The sequence below is a fragment of the Campylobacter sp. TJR-1 genome (assembly GCF_032840035.1).
In the GTDB taxonomy this organism is placed as follows: Bacteria; Campylobacterota; Campylobacteria; order Campylobacterales; family Campylobacteraceae; genus Campylobacter; species Campylobacter fetus.
The window spans coordinates 321,360-340,195 of record NZ_JAWIZX010000001.1 but is presented as its reverse complement, the minus strand read 5'-3'; the positions used below and the strand labels follow the sequence as shown (position 1 = coordinate 340,195).

At 32.1% G+C, this 18,836-nt stretch carries 16 protein-coding genes and 2 pseudogenes; 3 read left to right on the top strand and 15 right to left on the bottom strand.

The genetic code is table 11. The features are described from left to right. Positions 1-1,051, bottom strand: a 1,051-nt coding sequence (locus RVY88_RS01770) for a cache domain-containing protein (RefSeq protein ID WP_317051247.1), incomplete at its 3' end; no start/stop codon positions are given. Between the two features lie 222 nt (positions 1,052-1,273). On the opposite strand from RVY88_RS01770, the gene RVY88_RS01765 reads away from it, so the two are divergent. The 3 genes from RVY88_RS01765 to RVY88_RS01755 all read left to right on the top strand — a co-directional run bounded on the left by RVY88_RS01765 (position 1,274) and on the right by RVY88_RS01755 (position 3,458). Further along, entirely contained in the window at positions 1,274-2,842 is a 1,569-nt protein-coding gene (locus RVY88_RS01765) for a multicopper oxidase family protein (RefSeq protein WP_162167632.1), read from the top strand. A gap of 124 nt (positions 2,843-2,966) precedes the next feature. Continuing rightward, positions 2,967-3,200 carry a DUF1353 domain-containing protein gene (locus RVY88_RS01760; RefSeq protein WP_046037407.1) on the top strand — a complete coding sequence of 78 codons (234 nt, stop codon included), beginning with the start codon at positions 2,967-2,969 and terminating at the stop codon, positions 3,198-3,200. Between the two features lie 114 nt (positions 3,201-3,314). Beyond that, complete coding sequence (locus RVY88_RS01755) at positions 3,315-3,458, top strand: hypothetical protein (RefSeq protein WP_251149216.1); 144 nt, start codon at positions 3,315-3,317, stop codon at positions 3,456-3,458. A 121-nt stretch (positions 3,459-3,579) separates the two neighbouring features. Here the strand turns inward: RVY88_RS01755 and RVY88_RS01750 are convergent, their stop codons facing one another. From RVY88_RS01750 to RVY88_RS01675, 14 genes and pseudogenes are all read right to left on the bottom strand, one after another. Further along, positions 3,580-3,765 (bottom strand): hypothetical protein, encoded by a 186-nt coding sequence (locus tag RVY88_RS01750; protein WP_038453909.1) that lies wholly within the window; start codon positions 3,763-3,765, stop codon positions 3,580-3,582. Positions 3,766-4,458: 693 nt separating this feature from the next. Then, positions 4,459-5,082 (bottom strand): FMN-dependent NADH-azoreductase, encoded by a 624-nt coding sequence (locus tag RVY88_RS01745; protein WP_162167623.1) that lies wholly within the window; start codon positions 5,080-5,082, stop codon positions 4,459-4,461. Between the two features lie 65 nt (positions 5,083-5,147). Next, positions 5,148-7,258 (bottom strand): annotated as a pseudogene (gene feoB, locus RVY88_RS09200) (ferrous iron transport protein B). After that, positions 7,255-7,488: a ferrous iron transport protein A gene (locus RVY88_RS01725; RefSeq protein ID WP_002850087.1), complete on the bottom strand. Its 234-nt coding sequence runs from the start codon at positions 7,486-7,488 to the stop codon at positions 7,255-7,257. Before RVY88_RS01725 ends, feoB begins: the two are co-directional and overlap by 4 nt. A gap of 167 nt (positions 7,489-7,655) precedes the next feature. Beyond that, positions 7,656-9,044, bottom strand: coding sequence for an argininosuccinate lyase (gene argH / locus RVY88_RS01720; protein WP_002850086.1), 1,389 nt, complete (start codon positions 9,042-9,044; stop codon positions 7,656-7,658). Between the two features lie 289 nt (positions 9,045-9,333). Continuing rightward, a complete protein-coding gene (gene pckA / locus RVY88_RS01715) occupies positions 9,334-10,908 on the bottom strand; it encodes a phosphoenolpyruvate carboxykinase (ATP) (RefSeq protein WP_162167624.1) in 1,575 nt (524 codons plus the stop codon). Between the two features lie 159 nt (positions 10,909-11,067). Continuing rightward, positions 11,068-12,909 (bottom strand): biotin/lipoyl-containing protein, encoded by a 1,842-nt coding sequence (locus RVY88_RS01710; RefSeq protein ID WP_025370381.1) that lies wholly within the window; start codon positions 12,907-12,909, stop codon positions 11,068-11,070. 27 nt (positions 12,910-12,936) lie between these two features. Further along, positions 12,937-14,313 (bottom strand): sodium-dependent transporter, encoded by a 1,377-nt coding sequence (locus RVY88_RS01705; protein WP_002850085.1) that lies wholly within the window; start codon positions 14,311-14,313, stop codon positions 12,937-12,939. Between the two features lie 232 nt (positions 14,314-14,545). Continuing rightward, positions 14,546-15,160 (bottom strand): hypothetical protein, encoded by a 615-nt coding sequence (locus tag RVY88_RS01700; protein ID WP_317051243.1) that lies wholly within the window; start codon positions 15,158-15,160, stop codon positions 14,546-14,548. 639 nt (positions 15,161-15,799) lie between these two features. Continuing rightward, complete coding sequence (locus tag RVY88_RS01695) at positions 15,800-16,255, bottom strand: hypothetical protein (protein WP_002850084.1); 456 nt, start codon at positions 16,253-16,255, stop codon at positions 15,800-15,802. Positions 16,256-16,776: 521 nt separating this feature from the next. Continuing rightward, positions 16,777-17,049 carry a hypothetical protein gene (locus RVY88_RS01690; RefSeq protein ID WP_167497343.1) on the bottom strand — a complete coding sequence of 91 codons (273 nt, stop codon included), beginning with the start codon at positions 17,047-17,049 and terminating at the stop codon, positions 16,777-16,779. 71 nt (positions 17,050-17,120) lie between these two features. Then, positions 17,121-17,360, bottom strand: coding sequence for a helix-turn-helix domain-containing protein (locus RVY88_RS01685; protein ID WP_162167343.1), 240 nt, complete (start codon positions 17,358-17,360; stop codon positions 17,121-17,123). Positions 17,361-17,484: 124 nt separating this feature from the next. Further along, a complete protein-coding gene (locus RVY88_RS01680) occupies positions 17,485-17,610 on the bottom strand; it encodes a hypothetical protein (protein ID WP_011732149.1) in 126 nt (41 codons plus the stop codon). Between the two features lie 64 nt (positions 17,611-17,674). Beyond that, positions 17,675-18,819, bottom strand: a pseudogene (locus tag RVY88_RS01675) (iron-containing alcohol dehydrogenase). Positions 18,820-18,836 lie beyond the last annotated feature (17 nt).

The following is an 18,836-nucleotide window of genomic DNA, read 5'->3' as shown; positions in this document are numbered from 1 at the left end:
CGTTTATAAGTTTAGCCATAACTCCAAACTCATCATTAGATTTTAAGCTTATAGCTTTAGGATTATCATTTTTATGGTTTAAGAAGTCAAAGAAGTCTTTGAGACCGTTTTGGATAATCTGTATAGGTTTTAAAAATCTTTTTACTAAAATATATATTATTAGTGTTGCCAATATAATAAATGTTATAGATATGATAATATTTTTGTAAAGTATATTATCAGTCTTTTTGCTAAAAAAATCTATATCTACATTGCTACAAATAATCCAATCGTTTATTCCAAACGAAACACATCTGCCAAGTTTTTTAGATCCGTCTTCATGTGTGTATGGAAGCCTACCGTATTCATCTACATTGTTAGCTTTGTAATTTTTGAGAATTTCTTTTGTAGCATTTAATGTTTTTCCTATAAAATCGCTATTTGGATGCATTATTAGTTTTGCATTTTTATCCATCAAAAGCATATATGCTCCTTCGGCGTTTCCTAGTTCATTAAACTCTTTTTGTATCCCATCAATCGTAAAATCCGCACCTACTACGTATAATAGTTTATTATCCTTATAAAAAGGAGTCGCTGCCGTTATTATCTGTTTTTTTGTTACGTTATCGATATACGGTTCTGTAATTAACGTTTTTCTTAAATTTGCTGCTTCTTGATACCAGTTTTGTTTTCTAGGATCGTACTCATCAGTCGGGAGCCCAGAATTTCCATCCGAAGCTACAATCATTCCGTTATCTTGATATGCTATATACATTGCTTCAAAATCCATTGAGCTATTGATATTTTTGAGTATATTTTCAACTTCTTTATAATCATAGTTATTTGAGCTAAATAGCTTTGATAAATTTTCAATACCTACAATGGCTTTTTTAAACTGTGTATCTAATAACATCTTACCAGCTTGTATGGATTTTGCTCTTTCACTTGATAAGAGTTGAGTCGTATTTACTTTTGAATTTGAATAGTTTATATATGTTAAAACTATAAGCAGAATCATAAATAATATGGATACTCCAATCGATACTTTTGTGGCAAGCCCTCTTTGTTGCATATATGCTCCTTAAAATATTTCTATTTTGAAATTATAATAGATTGATTTTTAATTTATTCTTAAATGATATATAGTATCATTTAAATCAAATTTCAGAGTAATATAATCTCCTATAAAATCAAAAGCTTTGGAAGTCGATAAAGATTATTTTTTTGTTTTAGTTTTATAAAAATTTGTTAGTTAAAATACCAAACGATGCAAAACTTAATAATAGGAGTTATAATGAATAGAAGAACATTTTTAAAGCTAAATGCCTTAGGATTAGTTAGTTTTTGTAATGCATATGCAAATCACATTAATCATTTTGGTATGCACCATGAAATGATGAACGTCAATGATAGTATATTAAATATTGATACATCTTTTATTAACTTTTCTTCAAACAATTTAAAGCTTCTTGATGAAAAATATTTTCCGCAAAATCAAAATCTAAAAGCCTTGCCTTTGCTTAAAAATGAAAGCAAAACAAAAAATACGTTTAAAGCAACTTTACAAATTACTCAAAGCCAACTAGAGATAGTTAAAGGTAAAAAGACTAAAGTATATACATATAACGGTACAATACCAGCACCAAAAATTGAGGTTTTTGAAGGCGATAACGTAGAAATTTTAGTTAAAAATAGATTAAGTGAGCCTACAACCATTCATTGGCACGGACTACTGGTAGCTCCAGAGCAAGACGGTAATCCGCATGATCATATTTTAGCTGGCGAAGAAAGAGTATATCGCTTTAACTTGCCTATGGGTAGCGCTGGAACATACTGGTATCATCCACATCCTCACCATATTGCTTCAAAACAGGTTTTTATGGGTTTAGCTGGAGCTTTTGTCGTTAAGTCTAAGCAAGATGCCTTAAGCGATTTAGTAGAAAAAGATTTGATGATAAGCGATTTAAGACTTGATGAGAATGCTCAAATTCCAAATAACAATTTAACCGATTGGCTAAATGGAAGAGAGGGAGAATTTATTTTAATAAATGGGCAGTATAAACCTAAAATACGCTTAGCCACAAATGAACGTATAAGAATATATAATGCTACTTCTGCAAGATATTTGAGATTAAAAATACACGGAGCAAATTTTATACTAGTAGGAACCGACGGTGGGCTGATTCAAAAACCGATTTATAAAGATGAGATATTTTTAACTCCTGCTTCAAGAGTTGAAGTATTAATACAAAGTAGTAAAAGCGGTGAGTTTAAGCTTGAAAGCTTATATTATAATAGAGATAAAATGATGGTACAAGAAGAGCCAAAAACATTATTTTTAGCTGATATCATCCTAGAGAATAAAGATATTAGTATTCCAGATAAATTAAGAGAATTACCAAGATTAGAAGAGCCTAAAAGCTTTAAAAAAATAATTATGAGTGAAAATCACTCAAAAATGATGCAAATAATGAATTCTAAAGATGACAATGAGATTAAAGCAGCCCTTGCATCAATGTTTTTGATGAATTCAAAGACTTATGATTTAAATAGGACTGATTTAATTTCTGAAGTTGGAGTAGTGGAAGAGTGGGTAGTAAATAACAACTCGCATATGGACCATCCATTTCACATACATGGAACTCAATTTGAAGTTATTAGCTCAAAACTAAATAAAGTTGTATCAAAACCGGAGTTTAGAGCATTAAGAGATACAATCAATGTCAGACCAAATGAAGAGATAAGACTTAGAATGAAACAGGATTTTGTTGGAACTAGAATGTTTCATTGCCATATACTAGAGCACGAGGATTTAGGAATGATGGGAAATTTAGAAGTGAAAGAATATCATCTTAAGCATTAACTTAATGAAATGAATTGTTATCAAATTTGATATACTTTGTAACTCAATATCGTCTGATTTTTAATGTAAATATTATGACGTATATATGTCATAATATTTTAGTGCTTTATTTTTTATCATTAAAATGAAGCAAAGCTTTTTAGTATGCTGTTCTCAGCAAGTTAGTGGTATTAATATACCAAAAGGATATAAAAACGGTGCTGATATACCGCATATATTTTTGGTTATTGCATCCACCTTTAAGCCAAAATATCTCGATGCGATAGTCTTGCACGGCTACTTATGTGATAATGCGAAAAGCAAGGCAGAGTATAGAACAGCGGATATACTGCTCAAATCATCTATGGAAAATCTATGAGCAAATAAATTAACAGTTTTTTATTTCTACAAATTGATTTTAATGCGGATATTTTTGATCTACTTGATACGGATTTTGACAGGAGGGCAACTAGCCAAAGAGAATCGGGCTATTATGGCGCGGGATTTGTATCTATCTGCGCGAGATAGAGACGATCAACTGAAGCAAAAAAGAAGGAGAGATAAAACGGATGCAAATGAATATATCAAATTATCAAAGATAGACGATATCATAAGATATCAGCTTATCTTTTTTTAATCGATTTGGTAGATATTCACTAAATTTATTTGCAAAACTAACTGTATTATTTTTACTTCTGTAGTTTGTTAATAAATTATATTGTTTCAATATATTATCTTGATCATTTATTTCATTGTATTCAATAATCTCTTTGAAATCTTTTTAATATTACAGATGATATAGAAGCTGTTTTGTCTGAAAATATAAAAGCTATAGCAAAAGCTAGTTCAAGTCTATAATTTTCTATAAAGAATTCAAGTCGTTCATTTGAGCACGTAATTTTATTTTTGATAGTTTCAAAAATATCTATTTGATTTTTTTGCAAATTTTTATATTTAAAGAAAGCATTAAAATATTTATTATCAGATGATGGATATATAAATATCTTTTAATGACTTAGGCAATGATTCAAATTTATCATTCAAAATTTTTAGAAGCTCTTGCGCATGTTCCATATCAATGAACGGCTGATTTTCTATATTTAGCTCTGTCTTATAAGGCTTATCTAATTTATGAGTTTTTTATTTGAAAATAGAAGTATTGATAACAGCAATGTGTCGATTATCGGTATTTTTTGGATATAACTATTAAAACTTTAACTTTTAATTCATCAATTACAATTCCTAAATTTTCTATTTTTTGACCATTTATATTTACTTCAATATACAAAAAGGCTATTTTTTCTAAATTCACTAAAGATAGCTTTTTATTGAATATGAGATATGGCGGTTATTTTTATTCATAATTGTTTTGCCTATTTTATTATTTGTTTTAATATAATTTACTTCTTATTTTATCTTTTTTTCATATATAATTATAATTAAATTTATATAAAGATAAATTTATCCATATTAAAAAATATAAAATTCCACACACAATAAAAGTCCAAATTTATGTAATAGTAAATTTAAAAATAAGCAGATAAAATATATGTTTTATTTTTGATTTGTATCTATATTTTATGAGAATTACTTCATGTTTTCTATAGATATATCTGTAAAATTTACTATTTTTAAATTTAACTTAGTTTATAGAATTCGGCAAAAGTCTTATCTAAATCCAAATAAGCTTTGCTTAAAATACCGTCTTTGCTAAATTTACTCATTGACGTACCTTCGGCCCTAACTATATAAAAATTGTTAAAACCCATGATCTCGCAAAACATCGCCTTTAGGTATTGGCATGCAAAATCAAGATTTGCATATCTTCCTCCATCTGTATAAACTGATCCGCTAGAACATAAAACAAGAACTTTTCTATCATCGTTCATCAGTCCTACCGAACCGCCGCTTGTGTAGGCAAACGTCTTTTTAGCGATAAGAATGTTGTCCATATAGTCCTTTAAACGTGCTGGGATATTAAAATTATGCAAAGGCATAACTATTGCTATTCGTTTTGAGGATAAAAATTGCTTCATTATGCTATTCATCTGTGTTTGAAGTTCGTCATTTTGTTGATTTTGAAATAAATTTAACATATCTCTATCAAGTTTTGGTATTGCGCTATTGTATAAATTTATGCTACATAATGAGTTTGTATCAAATTCATTCTCAAATTTATTTTTAAATTTACTCTGCAAAGAGTAAGAAAACGTACCTTTCTCATCAAATTTAGGATGAGCGTTTATGAGTAGTGTTTTCATTGATTGTCCTTTTGATTGTTTATTTTAACTATAAATAATAAATTATTTTACGGGTCATGATTAAATCACGCTATATTTAAAAAAGTGATAACTTTATATGTAATAAACGCGAGTATCCAAGCAGCACTAAAAGTAAATATAACTAGATAAAACGTATATTTTTTACTTTCTGCTTCTTTTGAAAATACGGCAGTTGCTGCGAGACAGGGCAGATATACCATAACAAATACGATAAATGCCATAGCCGAGGCAAACGATATATTTTTAGCTAAAGTTTGCTGCAAAGTAATGTTACTTTCGCTAACCTCCCCGCCTAAAGAGTATAAAACTCCTAAAGTAGAAACTATAACTTCTTTTGCCGCAAGCCCGCTTACTGTGGCAACAGACATTTTCCAGTTAAATCCAAGTGGTGCAAATATAGGCTCTATAGTTTTACCAAACATTCCTAGATACGTATTTTCCATAAGCTCTTGATCTTTTTGATTAGTAAGCTCTAATTTTAGCTCGTCGCTTGACGCTGTTTGAATTTGTTGTTGGTATTTTTCTTCTATATGTGGATTTTGCGGAAAAGTGCTGATAAACCAGACCAAAATAGAAGCTGCTAGTATAAAAGTACCTGCCTTTTTTAAATACATCATGGATTTTGAGTATATAGTTAGCCAAATGAGCTTTATGCTAGGAAGTCTGTATTTCGGCATTTCCATAACAAATGGTTCATAATTGCCTTTGAAAACGAAAATGCGTAAAACTTTAGCTGCTATCAGTCCTAAAAGAGCACCTAATATATATGAAAAACAGCACGTTTCCCGCATTATCCGGTTTAAAAAATGCTCCAGCAAATAGTACATACACAGGAAGTCTAGCCCCACAGCTCATAAATCCTATGATAAACATAGTAAGAAGTCTATCTTTTTGACTTTTAAGAGTGCGCGCTGCCATATATGCAGGGATGGAACAGCCAAATCCGGTAACTAGCGGTATGAAACTTTTGCCGTGAAGTCCGAATTTGTGAAAAAATCCATCTAGTAAAAACGCAACTCTTGCCATATATCCGGTTGTTTCTAAAAGTGCTATACCTAAAAATAAAATTATTATGTTTGGTAAAAACAGTATCACTGTGCCGACTCCGGCTATGATACCGTCTACTATTATGGATTTTATCATATCATCATTTAAATTTGCAGATACGCTATTGCTAAACCAAGCAAACGTCATCTCTATGTATTGCATCGGAACTTCGCCAAGAGTAAACGTGGCTTGAAACAGTAGCCACATAAAAAATAAAAATATAGGTAGTCCGAAAAATCTGTGTATAAGTATGCTGTCTATCTTTTTTGTGATATCCGTGCTTTTGCCGGCTTTTATATTTTGAGTTTCCAATGCCGCGCCTTTTGCAAACGAGTGGTATTCGTCGATAAGCACGTCCTCTATGGAGTTGTTTTGCGTTTTTTGTTTGATATTATCAAATACTTTTTTGATCTCGGGTATCAAAAACAGCATTTTTGGATCTTCATGAGACAGTGCGTAGAATTTCTTATCTTCTAGTAAAAATAGTATAGCCGCTTGTCTTGAGGAGATGCCTTCTTGTTGAAATCCTGTTTCGTCTATTATTTTGGTTAGATATATCAGTTCTTCTTCTATAGAATCACTAAATTTAAGTCTATTTTTCTTATACGGCGTGTTTAAAGTTTGAATAATTATATCAAGTAAAGTTTTGAGATTTGTCTTTTTTACCGATGATACCTTAATGGTTGGTATACCTAAAATAGAGCTCAAATGTTCACTATTTATATCTATACCTTCGCTTTTGGCTTCATCATCCATATTGAGAGCTATCACCATTTTTTTACCAAGAGTCATAAGTTCTGCCGTTAAAAAGAGATTTCTTTCTAAATTTGTAGAATCTACGACATTTAGTATCATATCGTATTTGCTTTTCATCAAAAAATCTTTTGCTACGCTCTCGTCTTTTGAAAAATCGTCCATACTATAAAGACCAGGAAGATCTATAAAATGTAAAGTTATACCGTTCTTTTATAAGAGTTGCTTCGTATTTTTCTACTGTTACGCCTGCGAAATTTCCGATTTTTGGATTTGATTTGCTAATCGCGCTTAAAAACTGACTTTTGCCTACATTGGGTTGTCCTACAAGAGCTATGATAAACTGTTGGCTCATTTTTCAGCCAACAGTTCACAGCTTAGCATTTTTGCCTCATTCTCTCTCAAAGCTATTAAACCGTGTTCGCTTAGTATCTCTATGTTTGAATTTGTTATGCTTTTTTGTTTGATTTGTATCTTAGATCCGATATCGAGTCCAAATGACCTAAATCTTCTTTTTGTATTTTTCAGTCCGTTTATCCCAGTGAGTATAGCTTTTTGATTTATTTCTAATTTAGATAAATCCATTTTTACCTCTTTAAATTAGCAAATTATTTATAAATTATATCTAAATCAGCTTAATATAGCTTTATCGATAATCAATACCATTAATAATAATATGTAGTTATATAATTTTTTATAAATTTTTAAAAAGTGATTTCGCACTCCAAACATATACGAGTGCGATTTATGTACTATCTTTTTAAATTTAAAAACGAATTTAGTTCGTTTAATTGCGTATCGACACTTTTATTGCCGGTGCCGCCCTCAGATTGTCTAGCTTCTTTTGAGTTTTCTAATTTTAACACTTCTAAAGCGTCACTTTTGATATCTTGGTGGATACTTTTTAGCTCATCTAAGCTGAGCTCGCTTATATCTTTACCAAGTTTTTCAGCTAATGCCACGCATTTCCCGGTGATAAAATGAGCTTCTCTAAATGGTATATCTAAATTCCTTACTAAATAATCCGCCAAATCAGTAGCGCTAAGGTGACCGTTTTTACAAGCTTTTAACATAAAATCTTTATTGAAAGTAGTCGTTTTTAACATCTCTTTAAGTATAATAAGAGAGTTGATCGCAGTTTTAACACTATCAAATACGCATTCTTTGTCTTCTTGCATATCTTTATTATAAGCAAGCGGAAGAGCTTTCATAACTGTTAAAAGTGAAATGAGGTTGCCGTATACTCTACCTGTTTTTCCTCTTATAAGCTCGGCAACATCCGGATTTTTCTTTTGCGGCATTATGCTTGAGCCGGTACTAAATTTATCACTTATAGTAATGTATCTAAACTCACTGCTACTCCATAGTATAAGCTCTTCACAAAGTCTTGATGTATGAGTAAATATAAGGCTTATATTAAAAAGAAGTTCAAGCGCAAAATCTCTATCGCTAACACTATCCATACCGTTTTGTGTGATATCTTTAAATCCGAGTTCTTCAGCTACCATTTTTCGATTTATGGGATGAGGAGTTCCGGCAAGTGCGCATGATCCAAGTGGACTTAAGTCGTTTCTTTGGTAGCAGCAAATCAACCTTTCATAATCTCTTTTAAACATAAAAGCATACGCTAATAAATGATATGCAAGGCTAATTGGTTGTGCGTGTTGAAGATGTGTAAAACCAGGCATTAACGTATTTTTATGCTCAGCAGCGATATCTTTTAAAACCACCATTAATTCTAATATTAAATTTGAAATTATAACGCTTTGTTGTTGCACAAAAAGTTTAAAATCAAGAGCTACTTGATCGTTTCTACTTCTTGCTGTGTGAAGCTTACCGCCAAGCTCTTTGCCTATAATCTCGGATAGTCGCTTTTCAACTGCCATATGTATATCTTCATTTTCTATTTTAAATTCAAACTCAGAGTTGTCTATTTCGCTTTTTACTTGTTGCAGTCCGTTTATAATTTTTTGCGATTGTTCTGTGGTTAAAATTCCGCATTTTCCCAACATTTTGGCGTGAGCTATTGAGCCCTCTATATCTTGTTTATACAACTCTTTATCAAATTCTATTGAGGCGTTAAAAGCTTCTAAAAGTTCGCTGCTACTCTCACTAAATCGACCTTCCCACATTTTTTGCATATGTTTCCTTTTTTTTGTTTTAAATTTAAAACAAATATTGTTATCGGTAAATATCTTTTTTATACAAAAATTGTCATTAACAAAAGTTTTATATTTTTTGATAGTTAATTTTTTAAAAGCAGTCATCGCTGCTAATATACTAATCTTGCTTCTATATTAAATTTATTATTATTCATCAAAAAAGAGATTATTTTAACATTATTTATTTTAAAAGGTAATTTAATTTTTAAATTTAATAGATAAATTTCCGCAACCGAATTTTAAAATAGTTACGGAAATTTATATAAGTTTAATTTGCCGGACCGGCTTTTGCGAATTGCACGCCTTCTTCTACATCCTCGTATCTGTTGAAATTTTCCACAAACATATTTGCTAGCTTATCTCTAGCTGCTAAGTATTGGTTTTTATCATTCCAAGTATTTATAGGATTTAAAAGTTTTGTTTCTACTCCTTCTAGCTCTTTTGGAATAGAAAGATTAAATTTATCAAAGTTTTCAAATTCGCATTTTTTTATGCTTCCATCAAGTATAGCATTTATACAAGCGCGAGTAGCTTTTATGCTCATTCTCTTACCGATACCGTAAGCACCGCCGCTCCAGCCTGTATTTACTAAATATACGTTTACTTGATGTTTGTCGATTTTTTCTCCAAGAAGTCTTGCATAAACTGTTGGATGCAATGGCATAAACGGTTCTCCAAAACATGCTGAAAAAGTAGCTTGAGGCTCGGTTATACCGCGTTCCGTTCCTGCTACTTTTGCGGTGTATCCACTTAAAAAGTAGTACATAGCTTGCTCTTTTGTAAGTTTTGAAACAGGAGGCAGAACTCCAAATGCGTCTGCTGTTAAAAATATAATGTTTTTTGGATGACCTGCTTTTAAGCTCGGTTCGTGATTTTCTATATGCTCTATAGGATAGCTTACTCTTGTGTTTTCTGTTTTGCTGGCATCACCGTAATCCACGCAGCCGCATTCATCGCAACAAACATTTTCTAAAAGTGCGTCTTTTTTTATGGCTGCATAAATTTCAGGTTCGCTTTTTGGATCTAAATTTATACATTTTGCGTAGCAGCCGCCCTCAAAGTTAAATACTCCTTCATCATCCCAACCGTGTTCGTCATCGCCTATTAAAGCTCTATTAGGATCTGTTGAAAGAGTTGTTTTTCCAGTGCCACTAAGTCCGAAAAATAGTGCGGTATCTCCGTCTTTGCCGACATTTGCTGAGCAGTGCATAGATAGTTTATTTTCTAGCGGAAGCCAGTAGTTCATCATAGAAAAAATACCTTTTTTCATCTCTCCGCCGTACCAAGTTCCACCTATGACGGCTATATTGTCTTCTATATTAAATACTACAAATACCTCTGAGTTTAGTCCATCTTCTTTATAATTGTCATCAACACATTTGCAAGCATTATATACCACGAAGTCTGGTTTAAACTCAGCTAATTCGTTTTGATTTGGACGGATAAACATATTTTTTACAAAATGCGCTTGCCATGCTACTTCTGTTACAAATCTAACACTTTTTCTACTAGCTAAGCTAGAGCCGCAATATGCATCTTGAATATATATATTTTTACCGCTTAATTGTTTTTGTGCTTTGTGTAGTAGTTTGTCGAAGATCTCTTTGCTGATAGGTTTATTTACTTTACCCCAAGCTATATATTTTTGACTCGGGTCTTGTTTAACGAAATATTTATCTTTTGGGCTTCTGCCCGTGAATATACCGGTATCCACGCCGAAAGTTCCGCTATTTGTAATATATCCTTCACCATTTGCTTTTTCGTGTTCAAAGAGTTTGTCATAGCTTAAATTATGATAAATTTCTTTTATATCCTTAAGTCCTAGCTTATCTACATCCTTTATCATGGTTATACCTCTTGTAAATCTTTATTAATTGAAGTCTATATGAATTTTAGTAATTTTTTGCTTAATATCTCTTTTATTTTGTATATTTTGGATAATAAATTTCAAAATTTAAAAAGTAGCCATCTGCACGCTATGTGCAAACGGCTTTTTTTGGGGTTATAATTTTATTAGTATCTGTCCATCATCTACTGATTGACCTTGGGTTATAAGGATTTCGCTTACTACTCCAGCGCTTGGTGATTCAACCGGTATTTCCATTTTCATAGCCTCTAACACTACAACTGTTTGACCTTTTCCTACGGTATCTCCAGCTTTTACAAGTATTTTAAATACTCCAGCAGACATTGTAGCTCTTATCTCGCTTGATCCATTGCCGCTGGATATTTCGCTACTTTGTTCTGTTTTTGGCTCATCTTTTTTTTCTGTAGCTTGAGCTGGTTTGCTAGTTGCTGGAGTTACTGATTTTATTTGAAAATTATCAAATCCGTCAGAAACTTCAACATTATATTTGCTTCCGTTTACTACTACGCTATATTTGTTTGCTTCTGATTTTGTTTTAGGCGCTTGATTTAATACTTGTTTAGACATATTGCTTATTTTGCGAACCATAACTTTACCTTCACCTTTGAGATACGCTACGCCTTTTTCTTTACAAGCAGCTGCTATAAAAATATTTTCTTCGGTTTGCTCAATGCCTTCTTTCTCTAAAATAGCTTTTGTGTAAGAAAGTGATTTTGTCTCGTCGTTATCGGCGATATCTATAGCACTTTCATTTGTAGGTTCAAGCCCTAATTGTTTACTGGCAAGTTCTACTATATCTTGATGCGGCGTAACCGGAGTTTTACCAAAATATCCAAGAACCATTTTTCCATAGCCTTCTGCTATTTTTTTCCATGGTCCAAACATTACGTTATTAAATGCTTGTTGGAAGTAAAATTGGCTAACAGGGGTTACGCTTGTACCGTATCCACCTTTTTCTACTACTTCTCTCATAGCTTTTATAACTGCTGGGAATTTATCAAGTATATTATTGTCTCTCATCATTTGAGTATTAGCCGTAAGCGCTCCTCCTGGCATAGGAGAAAATGGTATAAGAGGACTTACTTGAGTAGCTTCAGGTGGCATAAAGTAGTCTTTTAAACAGCCGTGTAATACATCTTCGTATTTTAGGATTTTTTCTACATCAAGTCCGCCAAGATCATAGTTTTTACCTTTTACAGCGTGAAGCATAGTAAGGATATCTGGCTGACTTGTTCCACCGCTTACTGGAGACGCGGCAAGATCTATGCCATCTGCTCCGGCTTCAAGAGCAGCTAAATAACAAGCTACGCTAACTCCTGCGGTTTCATGAGTGTGAAGACGCAAATGCACAGAATCGCCAAGTAGTCTTCTAGCCATTTTTATAGTTTGATATACTTTTTCGGGACTGCTTGTACCGCTAGCATCTTTAAAACAAACGCTATGAAATTTGATATCCGAGTTTAAAATATCTCTCAAGCATTTCTCGTAAAATGCAGCGTCGTGAGCTCCTTCGCAGTTTGGCGGTAAATCCATCATAGTAACTACGACTTCATGTTTTAGACCGTGATGAACTATTCTTTCACCGCTATATTTAAGATTTTTTACATCATTTAACGCGTCGAAATTTCTAATGGTATTTGTGTTGTGTTTCGCAAATAATTTTGCGTGCAGATCTACTAACTCACGACTTCCTGTATCAAGAGTTACCGTATTTACGCCCCTTGATAGAGTTTGTAGATTTGCATCATTTCCTGCTGCTTGTCTAAATTTATCCATCATTAAGAACGCATCTTCATTTAGATAAAAATATAAACTTTGAAATCTAGCCCCACCGCCAAATTCAAAGTGGTTTATACCGGCTTCTTTTGCCGCGCTAACCGCGGGTAAAAAGTCATCCATCAAGACTCTAGCGCCAAAGACTGATTGAAAACCATCACGAAATGTGGTGTCCATCACATCTATAAATTTCTTTGCCATTTATTTTCCTTTTTACAATATTAGATATTAATTAAGCTTATTAATTAGCTGATAAACGCCGATAGCTATTATCGCGATCGGTGCGACATAACGAAGTGCAAAATACCAAATTTCAAACCAAGTTTTACTAATAAATCCTGAGAATAAGATATATAGCCCGTCGCGTTTTAAAATCCAACCGACAAAAATACTAAATGTTAATGCTCCAATCGGCATAAGCACATTTGAAGTCATAAAATCCAGCATGTCAAAAAACGGAACTGGTTTTTGAGTAGCAAAAATCTCTTTCGGAAGAGAAAATGAAGCAGATGTATCTCCATAATATGATAATATACAACATATTCCAAGAATATAAACTAATACTCCTATAAAAGTTATTGACATTTTTCTAGATATATTAAATTTATTTATAAGATAAAGGGTAAATGGTTCAATCATAGAAACAGCTGAGGTTACGCCGGCAAAAAGTAAAGATATAAAAAATGCTATAGCTAAGACATTTCCCACAACTCCCATTTGTGCAAATAAAGATGTTAGCGAAACAAAAATAAGCCCGGCTCCTTCGCTGGCTGGCTGACCATCTTGTATAGGTATGAACGAGAATACAACAAGTCCCATCATTATACCGATTAAAATATTTATAGATACTATGGAGAAAGTTGATTTGATCAAATTCGTTCCATCCGGAAGGCTAGCAGCATATGTAGCAACAGTACCTACGCCCATAGACATAGAGAAAAAAGCAAGTCCTAAGGCTTGAAGTATGATACTAGGATTTAAAAGTTTGCTGAAATCCGGAATAAACAAGAACTGAACTGCGCTTACAAATCCTCCGCTTTGAAATATAGAGTATAAAAGTAGAAGTACAAGTAGTCCGAACAAAGATGGCATCATCCAAATATTTAGTCTTTCTATACCGCTTTTTATACCTTTTGATACTACATAAAAAACTAGTAAAAACACTAGCGTAAAACATATAAATACGCTTATAAAGTCATTTGTTATTAAATTACCAAACGCCGCGCCAGCCGCAGCCGTATCAGCTGGAAGAGTGCTAAAACTCATAAATATATATTTTAAAATCCATCCTATAACTATCATATAAAATGAAGCTATGAGCACAGCGGTTATCATAAAAAATCCAGCTAAACTCCACTGTTTTTTATGCTTCGGTGCTAGTTTGTAAAGAGAGCCTACTATATCTGTTTCACCGAGTTTTCCTATAGCAAGTTCTGCTAAAAAAACAACTACCGCTATACCAAGAGTTAGCAAAACATAAAGCAAGATAAATGCCGAACCGCCGTTATTGCCAACCATAGTAGGGAATTTCCAAGCATTTCCAAGTCCTACGGCGCTTCCTGCCATCGCAAGAACAAAGCCGATTTTAGAAAACTTTTCTATCATTTATAAAACCTTCTATTTAAATATGGTTAGTTTAACAAATTTTTTCTTTTAAATACTTTTACGGCGATAAAAAAATATTTTTTTTATCGATAATGTAACTTTTTGACAATCTTTTGATGCAAGGCTTATATTTAAACTCAAATAAGCTGGATATTTGCTTAAAATTTATTTAAATATAAGCAAATTTACAGCTCACGCCCAAACTCTAAGAGGTTTTGGATAGAATTTATCTTTACTCGTTTATGGTTTTGTTTGAATTTGAGTTATTTAAATTTAAATTACTTGATTTATCAGAATTATCTAAATTTGAATTACCAAATATATATTTAGTATAGATATCGCTTACTGTTATGCTTTTATTGTTTTGTATATCAGTAAATAACTTATATCCTCTACTAGATAGTTTCTTTATCATCTCAACGCCAAGATCTTTTAAAGATATAAGTTCCATCTCTCCTGAACTATTTCTTATTTTAGCCGCACTTACGCTAAAGTCTAATTTAGTATTTAATTCTTCTTCGTTTAGTCTATTTATATTTAAGTTTAGTTCTATCCTTGCTTCAAATACTTTGCTTGTATCTTTATATAGTTTATCTACTACAAACTCTCTTCCACTATTAAATCTAAATAGCTGTGAGTTTGAGCTAAAGCTTCCTACTCTAAGTTTATCATTATCTCCTGCTAGATCTAAGAATAGTTCTGCTTTACCAAATTTAGTATTTATCAAATTTGAGTTAGCGTAGGAGTTTAGGTAGCAGTCTTGCGGAATTTCATTGTATTTATAATGATCTGAGGTCATAAAATATCCAGCTTCAGATGACGGATAATTTACATAATATATCTCCATTTAAAATACCATATGTTTGAGTTACCATAAAAAGTTCTAATACTTCTTCTTTTGCATATGTTTTGGTTCCATATTTTTGAAGTATATTTATATCGCTGTAATAAAAATCATAGTAATCTATAGTTTCTACTTCTCGCCCAAATCTATCGGTAAGTTTATTCGTAGATTTATCACTTGTATTTTCTTTATTTATGTCATCTATTCTTAAATTTAGTTTTTTTGAAAATGTTTGGTTTACATCTATATAAAATACATTTGTCTATAGTGATCCGATATTCATCTTAAGTCATTTATCTATGTGTATATGGTAAATTTACTTACCCTATAATATTTATTAATATGCTCTGACATCAACAATTATGACGTTCATATTATCATCTACATACAATCTTAATTCATCTGCTTCAAAATAATTCGTAGTCCCTGATATATCTGATAATATTTTGTTTATCAAATTTGAATCTATGGATAAGTCTGGTTGCTATATAGGTTTATCACTGATATCCGTTTTATTCATATCTGCAAACATATTTACCTCATAACCCTAAAAAAATCTAGTCATACGATTATATTTAGAAAGAGTTTTTTATTCAGTTTTTGTTTCGTCAAAAAAGTTTTGAATAAAAGGTGAAGATATCGTTATGCATCCTGATGTTTCTTTTGTAGCATTTTCGCCGCCGTCTGATGAACAATATTTTGAGTATTTCTACCAACTCTAGTATGATATAAGTCAAAATTGCAATCAGCTACTTGCTGAGCAATATAATCACAACCATAATTTTGCAATATGTTTTTAGACAAAAAAATTGTCGGATCGCCTTGGACTTTGTTATAAGCCAGATAAAATAACAATTGCCCACCATTATATATGCCTGTAAGTTCATCAGTATTTGAATCAAACACGAAATCACTAACATAAAATACTTTATAAGCACGAACTTTTGAGTATTGTTTAGCTTTTAAACCTTGTTTTGAGTGAGACTTTTGTAAATTACTCATAACTTCTTTTGTATTATTCGCTTTTTTAAAAGTAAAACTATCTGCTGAAAATAGGGCAGAAACTAAAAATATAACTCCTAAAATAAATTTATTCATATTTTTTTCTTTTGTAAAATATATTAATCCTATTGACTATATAATAAAAAACTTTATATTTAAGTCTCATATTAAGATAAATTTAAGTGAGTAGAAAGCGGTGTTTAGTATAAATTTAGATAGATAATTGATTATATCTATCTAAATATTTGAATATATAATTATAGTTTTATTTTAAGCAGTTTTTCGCCGACCATTTCTGGTACAAATAGATATTTTCCATCATAGAACATATCTGCTGGACCTTGCAAACCGTGTAGTTGTAGGATTTCATTTTTATCTTTTGATATTTTGTAGATGACTCCTTTTTTCGCGTATTTCTAGTCGCTTAGGTATAAATTTGCGTTCTCATCGCTCACTAGACCATCAAACGTGCCTTTTAGCCCACCAACTGCTTTGATGTTTTTACCATCAAATTCGCTAAATATCGCTCCGTCAATTTTGATGGAAAATACGGGCTTTACGCTATTTACGTCAAAAACTTTTAGTTCGTCTATATCAAGAACGTAGAGTTTGCCGTCTTATATAAATAGACCTTTTGGCACATTTATATCTCTAATGAAAGCTTTTTGCAATGTATTTCCATCATAATCCAGCTTTGAGATAAATCCGTCACCGTCTTTAGCAAGCGGCTCTATCTTTTCACCTACGTTTAGGACAAAAATATTGCCGTCATAGACAAATACACTTTTTGGATGACTAAATCCTTCTATCTCTTTTATGATTTGTGGTTTTGCGTGCAAACTTAAGCCTATCAATGCTGTGCAACTGATTGCGATTAATGTTTTTCTCACTGTTTTTCCTTTTTAAATTTGATTAAATTTAAAAAGATTAAATAAGAAATTTGATATTATTTGTATAATTTTTATGGTAGATTATATAAGTTATTTGACTTTTTAAGTTCATTTGGAGTTAAGTTAAATTTCTTTTTAAACCTAGCTATAAACCAAGCAGGTGAGCTAAATCCACACTCTAAGCAGATCTGATTTATATTTTTATCGGAGTTTTTTATAAGATATAATGCTAGATCAAATCTTTTATTATCTATCCACTCTTTTGGGCTGATTTGAAACAGTGTTTTAAATTTCCTACTAAAACCACTCATATCCATTTTTTGCTTTTATATCGCTAAGAGTATAACTTTTTGAAGGTAGAAAAAGAATATCTCCATAGTTTATACCGCACTCTTTTTGCTTGTATAAACTATTTTTTACCGTTTTTTACAAAGATTACCGCATTTTTTCAAATTTGGCTTGGTATTTTAAATTTGTTATCTCAGAGCTGTGTATTAACAATAGCAGCTCATCATCGCCTATAAATTTATATTTATGCAGTAGATCATTTGGAAGTATCATATCAAATTTCTTCTATTTTTTTATATTGTAGTGGAATTTGCACCGAATTTGGTGCAAAATCGTTTTAGTAGGCTAAATTTAGTATCTCTTCAAGTACGTCTTTTGTATAGATATCGGCTATACCAAAGGCTTTTGCGTGATGAAGCGCCGCAGTAGTGATGTCGCTCACGCTCATATCAAGTCCAAAATCTCTTAGTTTTGTAGGAGTTCCTATCTTTTCAAACCAAGTCTTTAAGGCTTCTATACCTTCATCCGCACTATTTTTACCAAAAATAACTTTTGCAAATCTACTAAATTGCGCTTCATTTTTATTTTTGTACCATTTCATCCAAGCAGGCATCACGACTGAAAGTCCGGCGCCGTGTGGAACGCCATAAAGTGCTGAAATAGAGTGCTCTATCATATGATTTGGATAAGAGTAACCACCGACGCCCACGTAAGTAGTGCCATTTAGTGCACAGGTCGCAGCCCATGCAAACTCGGCTCTAGCGTCATAGTTGTCTGGATCTGCTAGTAAAATTTCCGTTGTTTTGATGATAGTTGAGATGTTTGCTTCTACTAATTTACTGATGATCTCTGGATGATGAGTTGCGGTCAAATACCCTTCGATACTGTGAGCGATGATATCTGCAGCCGAATATACAAGGTAGTTTTTAGAGATTGATTTCATAAGTTCTGGATTTATGACTGAAACTTTTGGATTTACAAGGCTTGAAGTTATGGATATTTTTTCTTTTGTATCTTTGTTTGTTACAACGGCAAATGAGTTCATTTCGCTTCCAGTCGCCGCTAAAGTCATGATGTCAATACCATGAGTGCATCTTTTATCAGTGCTTTTGCTAAAAATAGATCCCATACGTCGCCATCGTATTTTGCTCCGGCAGCTACGCTTTTTGCAGTGTCTAGCACAGAGCCGCCGCCTATGGCAAGCACGCTATCTACACCGTTTTTTCTAGCTAAATTTATAGCTTCATAAACTTTACTTAAAACCGGATTGCTTACGATGTCGCCTAGTTCGCTAAATTTGATACCGAATTTAGTTAAACTAGCGGTTGCTTTATCGAAAAGTCCGTCTTTTTTCACTCTATCGCTGCCAAAAAGTATCAAAACATTTTTTGCGCCATACTCGTTCAAATACTCGCCGATACTATTTTCTTTACCTTTACCGAATTCTATTCTTGTCGGGTTACAATATGAAAAATTTACCATTTTTCTCTCCTTGATCT